Source organism: Streptomyces sp. RKAG293, from assembly GCF_023701745.1.
In the GTDB taxonomy this organism is placed as follows: domain Bacteria; phylum Actinomycetota; class Actinomycetes; order Streptomycetales; family Streptomycetaceae; genus Actinacidiphila.
This window is the reverse complement of sequence record NZ_JAJOZB010000001.1, coordinates 7,494,370-7,511,075: the sequence shown is the minus strand read 5'-3', so window position 1 is coordinate 7,511,075 and position 16,706 is coordinate 7,494,370. Positions and strand designations below refer to the sequence as shown.

Sequence of the window (16,706 nt, the reverse complement as noted above, 5' to 3'; positions counted from 1 at the left end):
GACACCGAGTATGCGCAGCGCCCGCGAGCCGCGCCTCACCCCGCTGGGGTGCGGATCCACAGGGGCAGGCCGCAGCACATCGGCTTCCGGTGTTCCAGGGAAGCCAGCAGCGACATCGTCGGCCGACCGCGGCGGCGGGCGCGGTACCTACGGCTCGGCGCCGGCCGACCGGGTCATCGCCTACGCCGGCGTACCGAACGTGGGCCGGGTCGCGCGGATCACCGGGACCGAGGAGACAGCGCTGACCGCCGACATCAACGTCAAACTGCTCACCCTGCACACGATGATGCCCGTGCCCGGCGCGCCACGGGACTCCCTGGTGGTCACCTGCGCCAGCCCCAACCTGCCGCTGAAGGACGAGACGTACGATCTCTTCGACGCGATCACCAGCACGTTCCGCTTCGTGTCCGCCCAGGGCACGACCGTCAGAGCCGTTCGCTGACACCGGCTCGACAAGCGACGCCGAAGGGCGGCCGGCACCGGCGAGGTACTGGCCGCCCTTCGGCGTCGCCCGGGCTCAGCGAGTGCTGTCGACCGCGGGTACCTGGACGGATATCAGGGATCCGTCCCCCAGGTGCAGCAGACCGCGGCCCGGCTGGGGAGCCTGACCCACGACGCCGCGGGTCAGCTTGACGCCGATCACGTCTCCGTCGGCCATGGCTCTGCGGGGACAGCAGCATGCCGGTGCGGTTCCGCTTCACCTGGCCCATGAACCAGGCCGGACTCAAGGACATCGACTCGGCGTTGCCCGCCACGACGACCCCCCCCCAGCCGTTGCCCGCCCCGCCCCGGGCCAGCAGCGCGAGGTCGGGATCGATCTCCGACCCCATGAACAGCTCGGCGTCGTCCACGAGGATCACCGCGTTCTCCTCGGGGACGTTGCCGAGCACCTGCCGGAAGGTGTCGAGGGCGGTCTCCGCGTCGGTCACGACCGCCGCGACCCCGGGACTGCCTTCGAGTTCCCGCAGCGGCGACCTGCGCGGGGCCAGCACGACCACCCCTGCTCCCGAGTCCAGCAGCGAGTGCGCCGCGACGAGCAGCGCGGTACTGCGGCCCGTTCGCGGTGGTCCCGCGATGGCGAAGGTGGGGACGTCCGCGAGGTCGGGGCCGAGCGCGGTCAGGGTGTCTCCGCCGATCGCCACCAGCGGGCGCATCGGACCGTCGGCCGTGCGCAGTGCGGCGGCTCCGGGGTAGGAGATACGGTCGGGCAGCTGGTCGAGCCCGGCGAGCCTGGTCCAGGACGACCAGGACATCGGGGTAGCCGTTGACGCCGCCGCGTACCAGCTCCGGCCCTGCCTGCACCCGGGAGGCGACGAGCTGTCCCAGCTCGCCGATGCGGCGGGCCGGGGAATCGGTGGTGGAGCCGATGAGGGCGTACGCGTCCTCACCCTGGGCCTGGGTGTGCGGCAGCCATCGTGTCCAGGACCAGTCGCGCTCGCCGTCGGCGCCCGCGCGAACGACGGTCCGGAGATCGGCCGGGCTGTGCAGACTCGCGGCCTGGGCCGCCAAGAGCGCTCCCCCACCGAAGGCGATCCATGTTGGCGGGCTGCCCCAGCCCCACGTACTGCTTTCGCTGGTTCCGAGCAGAATGCCGGCAAGACCTGCGACCAGGAGGAACGCACCGAGAACGTCGAAGGGCCGGGATGCGGCGCCGGTGCTTGGTGCTGCGCTGGGGCCGACGAACGCGGTCAGTCCGATCGCGACGATGCCGAAGGCGGCTGCGAACCAGAAGCCGGCGTGGAAGCCGGTCGGGGAACCTCACGCCGCTTCGGCGCCGGCTCTATGCCTCGAGGGTCTTCGCGGCGTCGCGGATGACGTCGAGGACGACGTCGGGGTGCGAGAGCATGGGCACGTGGCTGCTGTCGACGGCGTAGGTCTTCGCGCCGATGCGCTCGGCGGCGGCCCGCTCCAGGTCCGGGTTCACGGTGCGGTCGTTGTTCGCGACGATGTACCAACTCGGCTTCGTACGCCAGGCGGTGCCGGGGACCTGCTGGTTGAACAGGTCCGGGACCGGCACGGCGCCCGTCGAGAGGACGAGTTTCTGCTCGGCTGCCGGCAGATCGCCGCAGAAGTCGCCAATGCCCGACTCGAGGAGCCAGATGCGGCCGTCGGCGATGTCGATGTGCTCGAAGACGGGCGTGCGGGCGAACTTGTCCTGCTGGTCCTGCGAGGTCTCGTCCTCGTCGGGGGCGAGCGCGGCGATGTAAACCAGAGCGCCCACGCGGTCGTGAATGCCGGCCTTGGTGATCAGGGTGCCGCCGTAGGAGTGACCGACGAGCACGACCGGGCCGTGCACGTGGTTGATGGCGCGGGTCACACACGCGACGTCGCCCTCGAGTGAATCGAGGCCGTGCTGCGAGCTGAAGACCTCGTGCCCTTCCGCCTGGAGCGTGGGGATGAGCTTGGTGAAGCACGACCCGTCGGCCCAGAGTCCGTGGGCGAAGACGATGCTCGCCTTGCTGGCCATGATTTCCTCTTTCGCAGACACCAAGCCACAATGGCAAAACTACAATGCGTATACACTCTATTACTCTTCGCACATAGCCGCGACTGCCCCGTCAGCCCGGGACCTTTCGGGAATCCCACCGCCTCCCCCCTCGTCGCGCACGGACGGCACGCCACTATTCAACCGATTGGTTGACGAGCCGGGACTCCGGCCCTATGGTTATTTAACCAATTGGTTGAGTACAAGAGGTGCTAGGTGACCGACGACCGGCTGTCGCTGGTGTTCTCCGCACTGGCCGACCCCACCCGGCGCGACATCGTGGCCCGGCTCGCCGCCGGGGACGCCACGGTCAACGAACTGGCCGAGCCGTACGACGTCACGGTGCAGGCCGTGTCCAAGCACATCAAGGTTCTGGAGGACGCAGGTCTGGTCAGTCGCAGCAGAGACGCCCAGCGGCGGCCCTGCCACCTCGAGACAAAGGTCTTCGACCTGATGACGAAGTGGATCGAGCGCTATCGGCGCGAGGCGGAGGACCGTTTCCGCCGTCTCGACGCCCTTCTTGAACAGATGGGCGAGCAACCGGCGACGGGCACCCCGACGAAAGAGGAGGCATCATGAGCACCACCGAAACGCACCACGGCAACGAGACGCGGATCGTGGCCGATCCGGATCTGCCCACCATCCTGATCATCCGAGAGTTCGACGCGCCGCCGGATCGTGTGTTCCGGGCGTACACCGACCCCGATCTGGTCGTCCAGTGGCTCGGCCCTCGTCGGCTCACGATGCGGATCGACCAGTACGACGCGCGCAGCGGTGGCTCCTATCGCTATGTGCATCGCGCCGACGACGGAACCGAGTACGGCTTCCACGGTGTGTTCCACGAGGTGCGCCCCAACGAACGCATCGTGCAGACCTTCACCTACGAGGGCTTCCCGGACGGCGTCAGCCTGGAGACGGCCGTCTTCGAGGACCTCGGTGGCCGCACCCTGGTCACCGGCAAATCGCTCATGGACTCCATCGAAGCCCGCGATTCGATGCTCAAGAGCGGCATGGATCACGGCGTCCGCGAAGGCCACGAGCGACTTGACGAGCTGCTCGGCGGCCGACCGAGCAACGGCGTCGGCCCAGACACCGAGACGGGATCTTGATCATGACGAGAACAGCAGCCGATGAGCACCGGACCGTGGCACGCGTATTCACCGACCGCGTACGCGGCACGGATCCCGAGGCGTGGGACAACCCGGCGCCGTGCGAGGGGTGGGCTGCAAGGGACGTCGTCCGTCACCTCGTCGAGTGGTTCCCCGCCTTCCTGAAAGCCGGCGCCGGAGTCGAACTGCCGAAAGGGCCCTCGGTGGACGACGACCCGGTGGCCGCCTGGGCGATCCACCGCGATGGAGTGCAAGCCCTCCTCGACGATCCAGCCACCGCACACAAGCTGCTGTCGAACCCGCACATCGGAGAGATCCCACTGGCCCAGGCGGTCGACCAGTTCTACACCTCTGATGTCTTCATGCACACCTGGGACCTGGCCCGGGCCACCGGCCAGGACGAACACCTCGATCCCGCCAAATGCGCCCAGTTGCTCGAAGGGATGCTGCCGCTCGACGATGTGCTCCGAGCGAGCGGGCAGTACGGGCCGCGGGTAGAGGTGCCAGAGGGAGCCGATGTCCGCACTCGCTTGCTCGCCTTCATCGGCCGCAAGCCCTGACGAGCCGGAAGACACCATCGGCGGGGCCAGCGCAGGGCATCGCCGGTGCGGTGCACGTACGCCCGCGCGGCGTCGGCGTCAGTGTGTTCCGCCACCCGTCGTGCGCTTGCGCCGCCGCCGTCGTGCGGCTGAGGCGGCCGAGGCGCCGGACCAGGTCGACGCAGGCGGCATGGAAGGCCTGGTAGCCGTCCAGGTCCAGGGCCTCGACCAGGAGCAGCAGCCCCGCCGCCAGGTCAAGGCCCTGCCCGGTCAGCTGCTCGATTCGCTGAGCCAACAGATACAGGGTGATGCGGGTGGCCTGCTCAGCCTGCCTGCGCAGGACTCATCTTCGCGCAGGCAGGCGCATCCGGACCCGGCCGCCCGGACGGGCGAGGGCCCTGCCGGCGCGACCTGCGGTTCTCCGCTTCTCCGGTTCGGAGAATGCGGCGCCTGATGCTTCAATCGGGGGCGGCGGGTGGCGTGGGACGGCCCCGGTCCGCTGCGCCTGCGACGGGGACGGCTGGAGAGAGCCGAACCGTCACGCCCCGCCCCTGTCGGCGCACCTCGCCGTGGGACTCGGGGCGGGCGACTCCGGTCCGGGTCAACGGGGTTGGAACATGGGGAGAGGAGCAGACGTGGCGTCCATGGGAGAGCAGTTGAACAGGGCCCGGGAGCGGGCCTTCGTCGGCCGGGAGGAGGAGCTCCGCAGATTCGGGGCGGCCCTGGCCGGTGATCCGCAGGCACCGTTGGTGTTCTACCTGTACGGGCCGGGCGGCATCGGGAAGTCGACGCTGCTGCGTTCGCTGGAGGACCGGGCCCGTGCGGAGGGGCGGCCGCTGCTCGAACTGGACGGCCGGTTCGTCAGCCGGGACCCGGCCGACTTCGAACGGGCGGCCGCCCAGTTCCTGGATGTGCCCGGCACGGTGCTCTTCGTCGACTCCTTCGAGCACTGCCAGTGGCTGGAGACCTGGCTGTGGCAGCGCTTCCTGCCCCGCGCCGCGGACGACGCCCTGGTGGTCCTGGCGGGCCGGATACCGCCGCAGCCGGAGTGGACCGCCGATCCCGCCTGGGCCCAGATCCTGCATGTCGCCGAACTGGGTCCGTTCTCCGATGAAGAGGCCCGGAGCCTGCTGGCCGCGGCGCGGATCCGGCCAGAGCTGCGGGAGATGATGCTCCGCTTCGCCGGAGGCAATCCGCTGGCCCTGTCCCTCGCTGCGGCCGTGGGATCGGCGGGCTGGAGCGGCGAGGAGATGTGGTCGCCGTCCGCCGACGTCCTGCGCACCCTGCTGGCGGGGCTGATCGGCAAGGTGCCGACGGCGGCCCACCGGCGCGCCCTGGAGGTGGTGGCGCAGGCGCACTCGACGTCCGAGGAGCTCCTCACCGCGGTCCTGTCCATGGAGTCTCAGGAGTCCGAGGAGAACGTCCACCTGCTGTTCGACTGGCTGCGGGACCTGCCGTTCGTGGAGTCCACCGCCCGTGGGCTCTACCCGCACGACGCCGCGCGCGAGACCCTGGCCGCCGACCTGCGCTGGCGCGCCCCCAACGCCTTCCTGACGATGCGCCGGCGACTGGCGGAGGAGTACCTGCGCCTGCTGCGCGAGGGCACCGAGGAACGGATCAGCGTCGTCCCCGACGAACTCTTCTACCTCTTCCGCGAGATGGGCAGCCGGGCGCGGCGCGGCAACTGGACCCGCGAGGAGGAAGTGCACGAGCGCGCCCTGCAGCCGGACGACATCGAGGTCGTGCTGCGCATGGCCGAGGAGACCGAGGGCCGCGCCTCCGCGGACCTGGTGCGCTACTGGCTGGAGCGGCAGCCGCGGGGATTCGGCGTCTACCGGTCGGTGACCACGGGCGAGATCGTGGCGTTCACTGGCCGGCTCGTCCTGCCGGCCCCGCCCGACCCCCAGGACCTCGCCACCGATCCCGTCGTCGCGGCTGCCTGGGAGTACACCGAGGCCACCGCGCCGGTGCGGCCCGGCGAGCACATCGCCATGACCCGTTTCACGATCTACCCGGAGCGCTACCAGATACCCTCGCGCGTCATCGACTTGAGCAACTCCAGATCCCAGGGCGAAGCGGCCCGCGCCCGCGGCCGCGCGCACGGCATCGTCATCTACCAGGACGCCGAGGTCTGGGCCGAGCGCCTCAAGGGCGTCATGCACGACACGGGTGTCCGGCCGCGGGTCGGCGAGCACACCTACGGGCTGTTCTGCAACGACTGGCGGCAGGTGCCGGTCGAGGCGTGGCTCCGGCACCTCATCTCGGCGACCGAGGTGCCGGCCCCGTCCGGGCCGTCGGGCTTCTCGCGCAGCGCGTTCGACCAGGCCGTGCGGGAGGCCATGTCGCACTTGCGCGACACCGCCGCCTTCGCCGCCTGCGCGCTGACCCGCTCCAGGCTCGCGGCCGACCTCGCGGACCCGGCCGGCGAGTTGCGCGCCCTGCTGCGCCAAGCCGTCGACGACCTCGCGGGAGACCCGCGCGGCGTCCGGGCCTGCCAGGCCCTGACGGCGGGCTACTTCTCCGGTGCGCCCACCCAGGAAGCCGCCGCCCGGCGCCTGGGCCTTCCGTACGGCACCTACCGGCGCCACCTGCGCCAGGGTCTTGACCTGCTCTGCGAGGCCCTGTGGGAGAAGGAGCTGCAGGGCCCCCGATAGCACGGCGGGCCGCGTGTGCGGGCCGCGCCCTTCGTGGAGCACGCCGGCGCCTACCCCTTCGGCGTCACTGTCGGCAGAGGGGCAAGGCCGCTGCCCTGCAAGGTGTTGGCTGCGCTTGGGGCTGAGTCCCGACCGCGCCGGAAGGACCGCCCATCACTTGTGCCGCAGGTCCGCGCTGGTGAGGCGGTGCTTTCAAAGGAGCTACACCCAGCTTGATTTGAGATCGGCCCTAGCCCTTCCAAGGCCTCAGCGGCTTTGGCGTGCCCCGCGTTGGCCGCGCGGGTGTACCAGGCCCGTGCGCTTTCAATGTCGCCGTCGCGCTGGGTAAGCACCCCGAGGGTGAACTTGGCGTCGGGGTCGCCAGTGCCCGGCGCCCGGGCGAACCAGGTGGCTGGCCGTCTCGTGGTCGCCCTGCTGGCGCGCGAGCAGGCCGAGGTTGAGCATGGCCCCGGCACTGCCTCCCCGAGCGGCCTGCACATACCAGGCGCGAGCACTTTCGGTGTCGCCCTCGCTCTGGGCAAACAGCCCAAGGCTCAGTACGGCTCCGACGTGACCAGCGTCAGCGGCGCGAAGGTGCCAGGCACGAGCTTCTGCGAGCCGACCTCTCCTTATGAGTTGGCCAACTGCCGTTGACCATGCCTGGGCGTCACCATTTGCAGCGGTGCGCTCGAACCAGGCCAGAGCTTCCTCCAGCCGGCCCTCGTCCGACAGCCGACCGACAGCCACCGTGAGAGCGTCAGGATCGCTGTCCGCGGCAGCACGCCCGTACCAATGCAGGGACTCTTCCAATCGCCCTGAATCTGCCAAAAGCTCTGCTCCGCAGAAAAGGGCGATGCTGTGGTCTTGGCCATCTGTCCGCTCATACCAGAGCAGCGCTTCGTCGACCTGACCGTCTGTGGCCAGCATGCCAGCCGCGTTCCAGGCTGCCTCAGGGCTCCCAGGCCGCCGGGTAAAGGCGAAGGGCGACTTCCACGAGGCGATGGACTCTATCGGCCCGTTGAGCGAGGGCAAGGCAGTCCGCGGGGGCGGCGTGGTCGGCAAGGGCGTTCCACAGGGCGCTCGGGATACGCAGGGTGGTGCGGTGTATGCGGCCGTGCTGTTCGAGGTAGTCGGCCAGGCGGTGGAGGGGCTGAGCGGGCAGGGGATCCCCACGGCGGCGTCGTTTACGGGCGAGTGAGCCGCGGGCGCCGCGCAGCGGTGCAGCCGCGTAGGCCAGGGCCTTCTCCAGCCAGTCTTCTTCCAGAAGGTCGAACTGGCGGTCGTTGAGTTACCCCTCGGTGGCCGCTTCCACCAGAGTCTCCGACGGATCGGGCACGAGGGGGGCGCAGTCCCCTGTGATGGGTACCGCCGGGTGGATGCGACATTCGGTCAGTTCCCGTAGCGGCTGCGCAAGTCGTCGGTGACCGTCGACATCAGGGCAATGGAATGCTGCGGATGCTGCCCAAACAGGGGTTGTTCCACCTGCGGGTCGTAGGCGGTCCGCCCGGTCTCTCGCTCGACTACTGCTGCGAGCGCGAGGATCTTGCTGAACACACTGGCTGCCTGATCGCCGGAGTGCCAGTAGGGGACGGTGATGCTGACTTCTTCGCCGAAGACCGACAGCTGTATGCCGCCATCGTGGTTCAGCTCCCGGACTTCCTCTGTCTCAAAGAGCTCGATCTCCCCCAACGCGCTCTGAGCCTGAGGGACGATGCGCTCCCAAGTGGCGATCATCTCAGCCGTGAGGCGACACTCGCCCTCCGGCTCCTCCTCTACCTCCAACTCCTGCAGAGTCTCCTCCCAGGAACGCCCCTCGCGCCGGGTCACAAAGTAGATGTCGTAGCTCATGAATCGGAGGGTAAGGTCCGTAGCCGCCACGATCTACCCAAAGGGCGGCGGAGCTGCTGGGGCCGGCGCCTTCGCCACGACATTCCTGGCTGCCATCCCGTCTGCCGTCGTCCCACACTCTGCCCCATATGCCCTGTCGGAGCCGGATCCCACCTACCGGGTCACGGCCAGCGAGGCAATCGTTCACAGAACTCCGGTCAAAGCCGGATTCGGTAGCCGCCGTCGGCCCGGACCTTGCTCACGCTGGGATCCGTCGTGGCCAGCTCATCTAGCAATCGCTTGCCGCCGGTCGAGTCGTGCACCGAAGCGGCGGTGACGATGACGGCCAGGGCCAGGCTGAGGGTGTCAGTGATCAGGTGGCGCTTGCGTCCTTTGATCTTCTTTTCGGGTGGTGCCGTCCGCCTCCCACTTCGCGTAGTAGTCGTAGAGGCTCTTGTACGGCGGGAAGTCGTGCGGAAGGTACTCCCATCGGATCCCGGTGCGGTTGACATACAGCACCGCGTTCACGATCTCCCGCAGGTCATGTACCCGCGCCGCCACACCGGGCCCGGTCCGCGCCGCTCTCCAGGCGGTGAACACCGGTTCGATCAACGCCCACCGGGCATCGGACACATCACTGCGATACGGACGACGAGCGCTCACCCACTGTGCAACGACGCACCATCGCGAGCCGTCACAAGAACCTCCCAAAACACCCACTACCTAGATCAGATGCCCTCCAAGTCCGGGCCCGGCCTGTGCGGCGTCGACAGTGGGCGCCGCTGTCGAGCGCGCTCAGCGCATGCTGGCGGTGTACCGCTCCCACTGGTGCGGCCAGTCGGCATGGCCGGCTTCACCGCGGGCCTTGGACGGGCTGCCCTGGAGCATGGAGCCCCGGTGCGCACCCCGGCCGACCCGTACCTGTCGCGGGAGTCCGCCGGCTCTCCACGAGGCCCCGTCGGCGGCCCCCATCGCGTGGACCAGCCGGTGGTGGCGGTCCGTCAAGTACCGGCCATATTTTGATTTTTCGCGATCTACTTCGCTTCAGTAGCTTGGAGTGGGTGAAGGTGGTATACCGGATACTTGAGGTTCCTTTGGGGGCTCCGTCACCAATTTGGAGTCCGGTGTGCTGACTTCCGCTCCGAACCTCCCGTCCCACTTATTACTATGCGTGGGCCGCGTGCAGGTCTCAGGAATCCACGGAGTCCCCCAGGCGGCTTGTCAGGACATTTCCTGCGGCCTCTCGGCGCTGTCAGCGCCCCGCTTCGACTGAAATGATTCCTCGGCGCACACCATCGAATGTCCGATGCCCCAATGACTTCTCGTCGGGGCCCGTTCGCGATGGTTGTGCGGAGGAGATCGACAATTCCTCATCCGAGGGGTGCACCATGAGTATTGACACGTTCCTGCGCAAGCCGCGGTCGGGTGACGAGCCTGTGGCCGGTGCGAATGTGCAGGGTCCCGGCTCGTTCTCGGTGTCGACACAGCTGATGCAGGACGCGGTGCCCGCGGTGGGCGTGTCCGTGGGTGACGGCCGCAACCAGGAGGCGCTCTTCGCGAACCCGTTCAAGAGCGGGCGGGAGGAAGCGCTGGTGGTCAACAGGCAGGGGCAGTTGACGTACCTGGAGCGGACGGACACCTCCTCCACCGGGTGGGTGCAGGAGCCGGTGACGCAGGCGCCGCCGGTTGCCGAGGTCGTCGTGGCCGTGCACCCCTCCGGGGACGTGTGGGCGATCTGCAGCCCCAAGGACACCTCGAACCTGGTGTTCGGGTTGACTCTGGCCCTGGGCGAGCGCGAGGCGGACGGTACGGCACGCTGCGTGTGGCAGGGAATGACCTCGTTCAACAAGGTGGGACTTGCGGCCCAGGCGATGACGGTGTCCTATGCACCCGATGGCGGTGCGCTGATCCTGGGGACGAGCGTCGAAGCCGAGAGCGGACCCACCAATCTGGTGCTCACACCACAATTGAAGAGCAGTGACGGATCGGGCGGCGGCTGGTATCCCGAACCCACTGCCTTTCTCGTGCAAGGACACCCGCTCGTGGGTGGCGGGTACTTGCCCTATTTCTCGTCGGGCAAGCAGCCCGGTACATACGTCTACTACTCCCAGGACGGTCAGAAACTGCTCCGCTGGGAGGAGCGCATCGGTCAGCCTGTGGGCGATCCCCTCCAGGTCACCACGGCGTGTGCGCAGTTCTGCGGCGCCTATCACCAGCCTTATCTGAACCGCGACAACCCGCAAGGGGACATCGGGTTCCTCTACGTCGACACGCACGGCTCCCTGGTCTGGGGATACCGCATGTCGCCGGGCGGACACCTCGTCACGGGTCAGGTCAACGATGTGGACTTCGCGGCGAAGACGAGGCTCTGGCAGGACGCCGACGGCAAAATGCACGTGTTCGGGCTCGACGAAGACGCAACCTTGAAGGTGCTGCACCAGGCAGGCTGGGAGACCGTCAGTCGGCAGGTCGGTCCGGACCGGGCGCAGACGCTGCAACCGAAGTGGACCCAGGCCCGCGTGGCATCGGCCCCGCCGGGAATCGGCGGCTACGACCTGGCCCGTCCGAACGACCGGATCGTGGCATTCGACTACGCCAGGTCCGGGTATTCCGACCACCTGTTCGCCTACCGGCCCGGCCCGACCCACTACTACAGCGATCAGACCGTGTGGGTGGTGAAGCGGACGGCGGAGGTCGGCGGGTTCGACAGAGCGTTCAGCAACGAGTACGGACTGCCCGGCTACGATTTCAGTTCCCCCGACGACCGCGTCGTCGCCTACGACTACACGGGGTCGGGGAGCGCGGACCACCTGCTGGCCTACCGCCCGGGAGCGGGCAAGTTCTCGATCTTCAAGAAGCGGGACGGGCAGGACGGCTTCGTCTCGGTGGCCGGCGCCGCCGCAGGCGGCATCGGCGGCGGTGGCGGAACGTACACCCTGGCGGACCGGCGGGACCGGTTGCTGCCTTTCGACTACCTCGGCAACAAGAAGAACGACCACCTGCTGGCTTACCGGCCGGGCACGGGAACGGCATGGGTACTGGCACCACAGGGCGACGGCTCGTTCACCCCGGTGGCCAGGTCGTCGACGGGCCTGGGCGGGTTCCGCCTGAACAATCCGGCGGACGAGATAGCGGGCCTCGACTACGACAGCAAGGGCAGCAGCACCCACCTGCTGGCCTACCGCCCCGGCACGGGCATGGTCTACATCCTCACACCGGACAAGCAGGGCGGATTCGACGCGGTGCTCCACCACGACACCGGCGGAATCGGCGGCTGGGACCTGATGGAACCCGAGGACCGGCTTGTCCCCTTCGACTACTCCGGCACCGGCTGCAACAACCACATCCTGACGTACCGGCCCGGCGACATCCCGGGCCACTCCTCCCGGCAGGCGTGGGTGCTGCGCCGGGAGGGCGATACCACCACGTACCGGCCCAGCATCCAGGGAAAGGGGCTGGGCGGGTACGACTTCGCCTCCCTGAGCGACCTGGTGACCGGCCTGGACTACAACGGCACCGGCGGCCTGTCCTACCTCGTCGCCTACCGGCCCGGCGCCGGCAAGGTCTCAGTGATGGGCCAGCGCGGCGCGGACAACATCGCCCCGGTCTACCAAGCACCGCCCGCGCCTTCGAGCACGGTCACCGTGGGCGTGCACGCCGGCGTGGTGGACTACCAGCTGGACCCGTACCCGGACTACAAACCGTCCGAGCTGATCAAGATGAGCGGCACGCCTCCGGCCGAGGCGTACTGCGTGTGCACCCAGGACGTCACCACCTCACAGTGGCAGATGGACAAGGTCCGCCTGCCCGAGCCGGTCAAGAAGCCCGGTGAACTGGCGCCTCCTCCCGACGTCGTCTCGCACTACGTCGCCGACGTCACCTTGCTGTCGAAGCTGGGCCAGCCAATGCCCGGCCACCCCGTGTCCGTGTCCGCCGACTCCCTGGTCGAGGTCCAGATCGCGGAGATCTCCTACCAGGTCGGACCTGGACGCCCCATCGCGGTGGCCACCAGCCCCATGGGCAAGCTCGCCCTGTCCATTGCCGCACGCGGCCTGAACCCGCCGGTGGTCCACCTCAACGCCGACGGCCTGCAATCCGGCACGGCAATCGATTTCGCCGCCCAGGCCAACGACTTCCTGGCCGGCAACGCCACCCTGCCCTCGCAGAACGGCACGTTCACCCCCGACCTGCTCGAACACGCGAAGGTCCCGTCGAACATGCCGGGAGTACAGGAGGACCCACCGCCGCTCGCGGACTGGACGGCTCTCAAAGAACGCGGTCTGACCCCCCAGATCGTGGTCGACCACTGCACCAACATGTACGGGCAGGCGGCGGGCAACAAACAGCTCCAGCCCGCTCTGCTCGACGGCTTCGACGAACCCCAGCCCATCATCGGGTACGTCATCCAGTTGTGGGACCCCGACCGGCCCGCCTACCAGGCCTTCCGCACGCGAGACGAACTCGACGCCTACCGGTCCTACCGCAACGCCCACCCCGCATACGGCGGCTGGTGGGACGACTTCACCAGCTGGGCCTCCGACGTCTGGGAGGGCATCAAGACCGGGGCCGCCAAGGTCGCCGAAGTCATCGTCACCACGATCACAGAGATCGCCATCTGGGTGGGCGACGCCATCGTCTCCCTCGGCGAGATGGTCATCGAGGCCATCGAACAGGCCATCCAGGCCGTCGAAGCGGTCTTCCAGATGATCGCCGACGCCATCATGCGCGTCATCGACTGGCTGAAGTCCCTTTTCGCCCTCGGTGCCATCTGGAACACCAAAGTGGCGCTGGAGGAGGCGGTCCACTACTTCATCCCGCTCTTCTCCTCGACCATCACCTACGCCCAGGGGCAAATGGACGGTTGGCTGATCGGGGCACGCAAGAAGATCAACGACGCCCTCGACGAACTGGTGCGTGAGTACGGCGGCACTCGCATGGGGGATTTCGGAAACAAGGTCCCCGCGGCGGTGGGTTCCACCGGGACTCAGGTGAACACCGGGGAGCTCAATACACCTCAGGCGAACTGGATGCAGAACAAGGCCCTTTCCGGAACCGAAGCCTATCGGATCCAATTCCAGGACCTGTCGGCGACCGGCATCGAAGACGAGCTGGCCGTCAAGTTCACCGAGATGTTCGCCACCTTCGGCGCCTCGGGCCCACAGGCCCTGTTCGGAAAACTCGAGGACCTGTACGGCCAGGTGGAAAATTTCTGCACGGTCGACTCCGGAGCCGGCGCCGACCGATCCGCCTTCGAGAGCATCATCGACATGCTCCGCACGCTCATCGACGCCGTGCTCGACACGATCAGCGCGGTCGCCGACAAGGCATTCGAGGCCGCGGCTTCGGCCGCCGCGTCCTTCTGGGACCTGTTCAACAAGCCCCTCACCACTCCTTTCGGCCTGCTCGAAGCCCTCTACGAGTGGATTCACCAGCAGGCACGGCCGGGTGAGCCCCCAGAGACCCTGACCCTGGGCCGGCTCATCCTCCTGGTCGCAGCATTCTTCATGACGGTGATCCACAAGCTCATTCACGGAGTCGACCAGGAACCCTTCCCGAGGGACAAGGGCTTCCCCAAGAACATCCCGCTGCCTGTCTGGGACCCGCGCCACGTCCCCAGTGCCCGCGGCGAGGAAGACCCGCCCCCGGACTGGGCGCTCAACGACAGCCTGCTCACGGTGCAGGAAGTCATCGGCGTGTTCGCCGCCGTCTTCGACGGGTTCGCCACCCTCGGCACCGACTTGGTCGCCCTCAACCCCTCCATCGGGAACAACTTGCTGCGGCGCGTGGTCAACGGCATGGCCTGCTTCGGGAAGTTCCTCTCCCTGACGGTCACCTGTCCACCCGTCCTCGGCAGCAAGTGGGAGCAGACCGAGGTCACCGTCGCCTGGGGGATGCAGGTCGGCAGATTCGGCTGCGACGTCGGCCTCACGGCCATCGGCCACCTCATCAAATCACTGGGTGGGCGCTCCACCCTGCTGAAGAACGCCGGACGAGTCATCGACGACGTCCACCACATGATCGAGGGGTCGGCCGGCCACTTGATTCTGGGCGGCGTCTCCATGGGCTGCGGCCTGGCCGGCGTCATCAAGTATCCACCGGACAGCAAGGGGCTCACTCAGTGCGCCATAGCGAGTACGGTGCTCGGCAACGCCCCTGACGTCCTCCAGGTCTTCCGCACCATCGCCCGAGCGATCTCCAGGGACGCCCCGGCCACGAAATACATCATCGGAGTCGTCGCGGTGCTCGACGGTTTGAGCGTCGCAGGGTCGGATCTGCTGATCAGCGTGCCGGCGATCGTCGAGCGGTACAACCTGCCGTCCATCGACCCGACGAATCCCCCGGACGCAACCGTCGGTGTCCCGTACACGTGGACGTTCAAGGGAACAGGCGGGCAGAGCTTCATCAACGACTCCAAGAAATTCGCCTTCTACCAAGAGATGCCGGCCTGGCTGACGGACAAGGACGAAACCACGGGGACGGTCAGCGGAACGCCGACAAGCTCGGACGTCGTCACGCCCCCCGTGAAGTTCCTCGTCGCCTGCCACGACGGCTTCGCACCGCCTCAGGGGAAGGCAGCCGAGTTCACCATCACCGTGAAGCCGAAGTGAGACCGGTCCCGCGTCGACGAGCAGTTGCTCGTCGACGCGGGACCGTCTGCCGCCCGGAGGAGCCACCAGGACCCAGCGCGCCCGGGTCGGCTAAACGCGGTGCAGGCTTGCTGGTGCTGAGCGGCTCCGAAGCCGACCGCGCCCTCGGTAGCGCCCGCTGGACAAGTGATAACCACCTCGGAGCTCGGGCTCAGCGAGGCCAATGAGCCGCTCCGCAAGGTCCCGCAGCAGTCCGGCAGCGTTGGCTGCAATGGTGATTTCGGTCGCTGAGCCGTACACCTTGATCCGGGGTCCATCCCCGGCATCACGCTACCGTGCGGTTGGTGGAGCCTTACCGAGCGAGCCGGCCTCACAGCAGTGATGTCACCGCGGTTCGAACTTCACGGCCATCGCTGCCGGAGGAGCAACTGATCGTTTCAGAAGGAGATCGGTGTGGCGTCTGGTTGTTGGCAATCTTCGCAGGCAAGGTCTGGCGGGTGTCCGCCGATCTTGTCCCAGAGACCGCATAGCTCCGTTGCTGCCGCCGCGACAGGAACGCCGGCACCGGTACCCCGGCCACCTTCCCGTGCCTGATCGGATGGCCGTGGCAGGCATCATCTACGCGCTGCGCAAGGGCGTGGCCTGGCGTGACGTTCCCGTCCAGGTGGTGGGCCGTTCCGGCAGTACCAGCTGACGCCGACTGCGGGACTGGACCGAGGCCGGAGTCCGGCCGGCCCTGCACCATGCCCTGCTGACTGAACTGCGCGCTGCAGACGCGCTGGACATGGACGACTGCGCAGTCGACGGCTCCCCTGTCCGGGCGCTCAAAGGGGGGATCACGTCGGGCCTTCGCCCGTCGACCGCGGGCGGCCCGCTATGAACACCGCGCCGACCTCCACCACGGGCTCCTACAACTGGCATGCTGCATCATTTGCCTCCGCCGACTGCAGGCATCGTCCCGGAAAGATGAGTAGGGTCGTTGGCGCGCGTGATGTGCGGGTGGTCTTGATCGGCGGGACGTCGAACGTTGGGAAGTCGACCGTTGCCCAAGTGGTCGCGGAGAAGCTCGGGTTGACGAACTGATCACGTCCGTTCCCGGCCACTACGATCGACTGTGGCCCCGCATTTACGCGCTCGCGTTCATGCGGAGGGCTGCTATGAAGCAGCCACAGACGAGGAACAGGTCCTGATGGGCATGTTCCTGGCCCGCACTGAGCGCTACCAGACACTCATGATCGATGCCATCGACAGGCTGGGCCTGGATCGCATCGACGCGGGTGGCGGACAGTCCGCCACAGAACTGGCTGACACCGTGCTCGCGGCAGCCGACGCACAGACCGCGGTGCGACGGTCATCCAGCGGTCGGTGACCACTCGTGGCTGCTCACCTACGGCACATGCCGCGCCGGTGGACGGTCGAGAGAACCCTGGGCCGGCTCATGCAACACCGCCGACCGACCCGCGACTACGAAGCTCGCCCACACCGCTCCGAAGCCATGATCCACCTCGCGATGATCAACCTCATGA

At 67.9% G+C, this 16,706-nt stretch carries 13 protein-coding genes and 3 pseudogenes; 9 read left to right on the top strand and 7 right to left on the bottom strand.

What is annotated here, in order from left to right:
- Positions 1 to 10: 10 nt before the first annotated feature.
- A complete protein-coding gene (locus tag LNW72_RS33350; RefSeq protein ID WP_250978764.1) occupies positions 11 to 442 on the top strand; it encodes a hypothetical protein in 432 nt (143 codons plus the stop codon).
- On the opposite strand, the gene LNW72_RS33345 is transcribed toward LNW72_RS33350, so the two are convergent.
- Positions 426 to 1,253: a hypothetical protein gene (locus tag LNW72_RS33345; protein ID WP_250978763.1), complete on the bottom strand. Its 828-nt coding sequence runs from the start codon at positions 1,251 to 1,253 to the stop codon at positions 426 to 428. The genes LNW72_RS33350 and LNW72_RS33345 overlap by 17 nt on opposite strands.
- Positions 1,254 to 1,780: 527 nt before the next feature.
- Complete coding sequence (locus LNW72_RS33340; protein WP_250978762.1) at positions 1,781 to 2,467, bottom strand: alpha/beta hydrolase; 687 nt, start codon at positions 2,465 to 2,467, stop codon at positions 1,781 to 1,783.
- 234 nt (positions 2,468 to 2,701) lie between these two features.
- On the opposite strand from LNW72_RS33340, the gene LNW72_RS33335 reads away from it, so the two are divergent.
- The 3 genes from LNW72_RS33335 to LNW72_RS33325 are packed head-to-tail and all read left to right on the top strand — an operon-like array spanning position 2,702 to position 4,154.
- Positions 2,702 to 3,064 (top strand): metalloregulator ArsR/SmtB family transcription factor, encoded by a 363-nt coding sequence (locus LNW72_RS33335; protein WP_250978761.1) that lies wholly within the window; start codon positions 2,702 to 2,704, stop codon positions 3,062 to 3,064.
- Entirely contained in the window at positions 3,061 to 3,594 is a 534-nt protein-coding gene (locus LNW72_RS33330; RefSeq protein ID WP_250978760.1) for an SRPBCC family protein, read from the top strand. The genes LNW72_RS33335 and LNW72_RS33330 overlap by 4 nt, the downstream gene beginning before the upstream one ends.
- Positions 3,595 to 3,596: 2 nt before the next feature.
- Positions 3,597 to 4,154 (top strand): TIGR03086 family metal-binding protein, encoded by a 558-nt coding sequence (locus LNW72_RS33325; RefSeq protein WP_250978759.1) that lies wholly within the window; start codon positions 3,597 to 3,599, stop codon positions 4,152 to 4,154.
- Here LNW72_RS33325 and LNW72_RS33320 read toward each other — a convergent pair.
- Positions 4,135 to 4,428, bottom strand: a complete 294-nt coding sequence (locus LNW72_RS33320) for a hypothetical protein (protein ID WP_250978758.1) — start codon at positions 4,426 to 4,428, stop codon at positions 4,135 to 4,137. The genes LNW72_RS33325 and LNW72_RS33320 overlap by 20 nt on opposite strands.
- A gap of 349 nt (positions 4,429 to 4,777) precedes the next feature.
- Here LNW72_RS33320 and LNW72_RS33315 point away from each other — a divergent pair, with 349 nt between their 5' ends.
- Together LNW72_RS33315 and LNW72_RS33310 are read left to right on the top strand one after the other, a co-directional pair.
- On the top strand, positions 4,778 to 6,787 hold the full coding sequence (locus LNW72_RS33315; protein ID WP_250980413.1) for an AAA family ATPase: 2,010 nt from the start codon (positions 4,778 to 4,780) through the stop codon (positions 6,785 to 6,787).
- A gap of 402 nt (positions 6,788 to 7,189) precedes the next feature.
- A complete protein-coding gene (locus LNW72_RS33310; protein WP_250978757.1) occupies positions 7,190 to 7,420 on the top strand; it encodes a hypothetical protein in 231 nt (76 codons plus the stop codon).
- Positions 7,421 to 8,155: 735 nt separating this feature from the next.
- Here the strand turns inward: LNW72_RS33310 and LNW72_RS33305 are convergent.
- From LNW72_RS33305 to LNW72_RS33295, 4 genes and pseudogenes are all read right to left on the bottom strand, one after another.
- The gene (locus LNW72_RS33305; RefSeq protein WP_250978756.1) at positions 8,156 to 8,614 is read right to left on the bottom strand and encodes a hypothetical protein; all 459 of its coding nucleotides are present in this window, start codon (positions 8,612 to 8,614) and stop codon (positions 8,156 to 8,158) included.
- A gap of 197 nt (positions 8,615 to 8,811) precedes the next feature.
- Complete coding sequence (locus tag LNW72_RS42180; protein WP_374117368.1) at positions 8,812 to 9,105, bottom strand: transposase; 294 nt, start codon at positions 9,103 to 9,105, stop codon at positions 8,812 to 8,814.
- Positions 9,011 to 9,226 (bottom strand): annotated as a pseudogene (locus LNW72_RS33300) (transposase); the annotation flags it as partial. The pseudogene LNW72_RS33300 and the gene LNW72_RS42180, both read right to left, overlap by 95 nt.
- A gap of 162 nt (positions 9,227 to 9,388) precedes the next feature.
- On the bottom strand, positions 9,389 to 9,598 hold the full coding sequence (locus LNW72_RS33295) for a hypothetical protein (protein WP_250978755.1): 210 nt from the start codon (positions 9,596 to 9,598) through the stop codon (positions 9,389 to 9,391).
- Positions 9,599 to 9,981: 383 nt separating this feature from the next.
- On the opposite strand from LNW72_RS33295, the gene LNW72_RS33290 reads away from it, so the two are divergent.
- The 3 genes and pseudogenes from LNW72_RS33290 (at position 9,982) to LNW72_RS33280 (ending at position 16,549) form a co-directional block, all read left to right on the top strand.
- Entirely contained in the window at positions 9,982 to 15,201 is a 5,220-nt protein-coding gene (locus tag LNW72_RS33290; RefSeq protein WP_250978754.1) for a hypothetical protein, read from the top strand.
- 469 nt (positions 15,202 to 15,670) lie between these two features.
- Positions 15,671 to 16,053 (top strand): annotated as a pseudogene (locus LNW72_RS33285) (transposase); the annotation flags it as partial.
- A gap of 126 nt (positions 16,054 to 16,179) precedes the next feature.
- Positions 16,180 to 16,549, top strand: a pseudogene (locus LNW72_RS33280) (AAA family ATPase).
- Positions 16,550 to 16,706 lie beyond the last annotated feature (157 nt).

Coding starts and splice junctions, on each gene's coding strand:
- LNW72_RS33290 (WP_250978754.1), top strand. CDS start 9,982: ATGAGTATTGACACGTTCCTGCGCAAGCCGCGGTCGGGTGACGAGCCT.
- LNW72_RS33325 (WP_250978759.1), top strand. CDS start 3,597: ATGACGAGAACAGCAGCCGATGAGCACCGGACCGTGGCACGCGTATTC.
- LNW72_RS33305 (WP_250978756.1), bottom strand. CDS start 8,614: ATGAGCTACGACATCTACTTTGTGACCCGGCGCGAGGGGCGTTCCTGG.
- LNW72_RS33350 (WP_250978764.1), top strand. CDS start 11: ATGCGCAGCGCCCGCGAGCCGCGCCTCACCCCGCTGGGGTGCGGATCC.
- LNW72_RS33345 (WP_250978763.1), bottom strand. CDS start 1,253: ATGTCCTGGTCGTCCTGGACCAGGCTCGCCGGGCTCGACCAGCTGCCC.
- LNW72_RS33340 (WP_250978762.1), bottom strand. CDS start 2,467: ATGGCCAGCAAGGCGAGCATCGTCTTCGCCCACGGACTCTGGGCCGAC.
- LNW72_RS33330 (WP_250978760.1), top strand. CDS start 3,061: ATGAGCACCACCGAAACGCACCACGGCAACGAGACGCGGATCGTGGCC.
- LNW72_RS33315 (WP_250980413.1), top strand. CDS start 4,778: ATGGGAGAGCAGTTGAACAGGGCCCGGGAGCGGGCCTTCGTCGGCCGG.
- LNW72_RS42180 (WP_374117368.1), bottom strand. CDS start 9,105: ATGTCAACCGCACCGGGATCCGATGGGAGTACCTTCCGCACGACTTCC.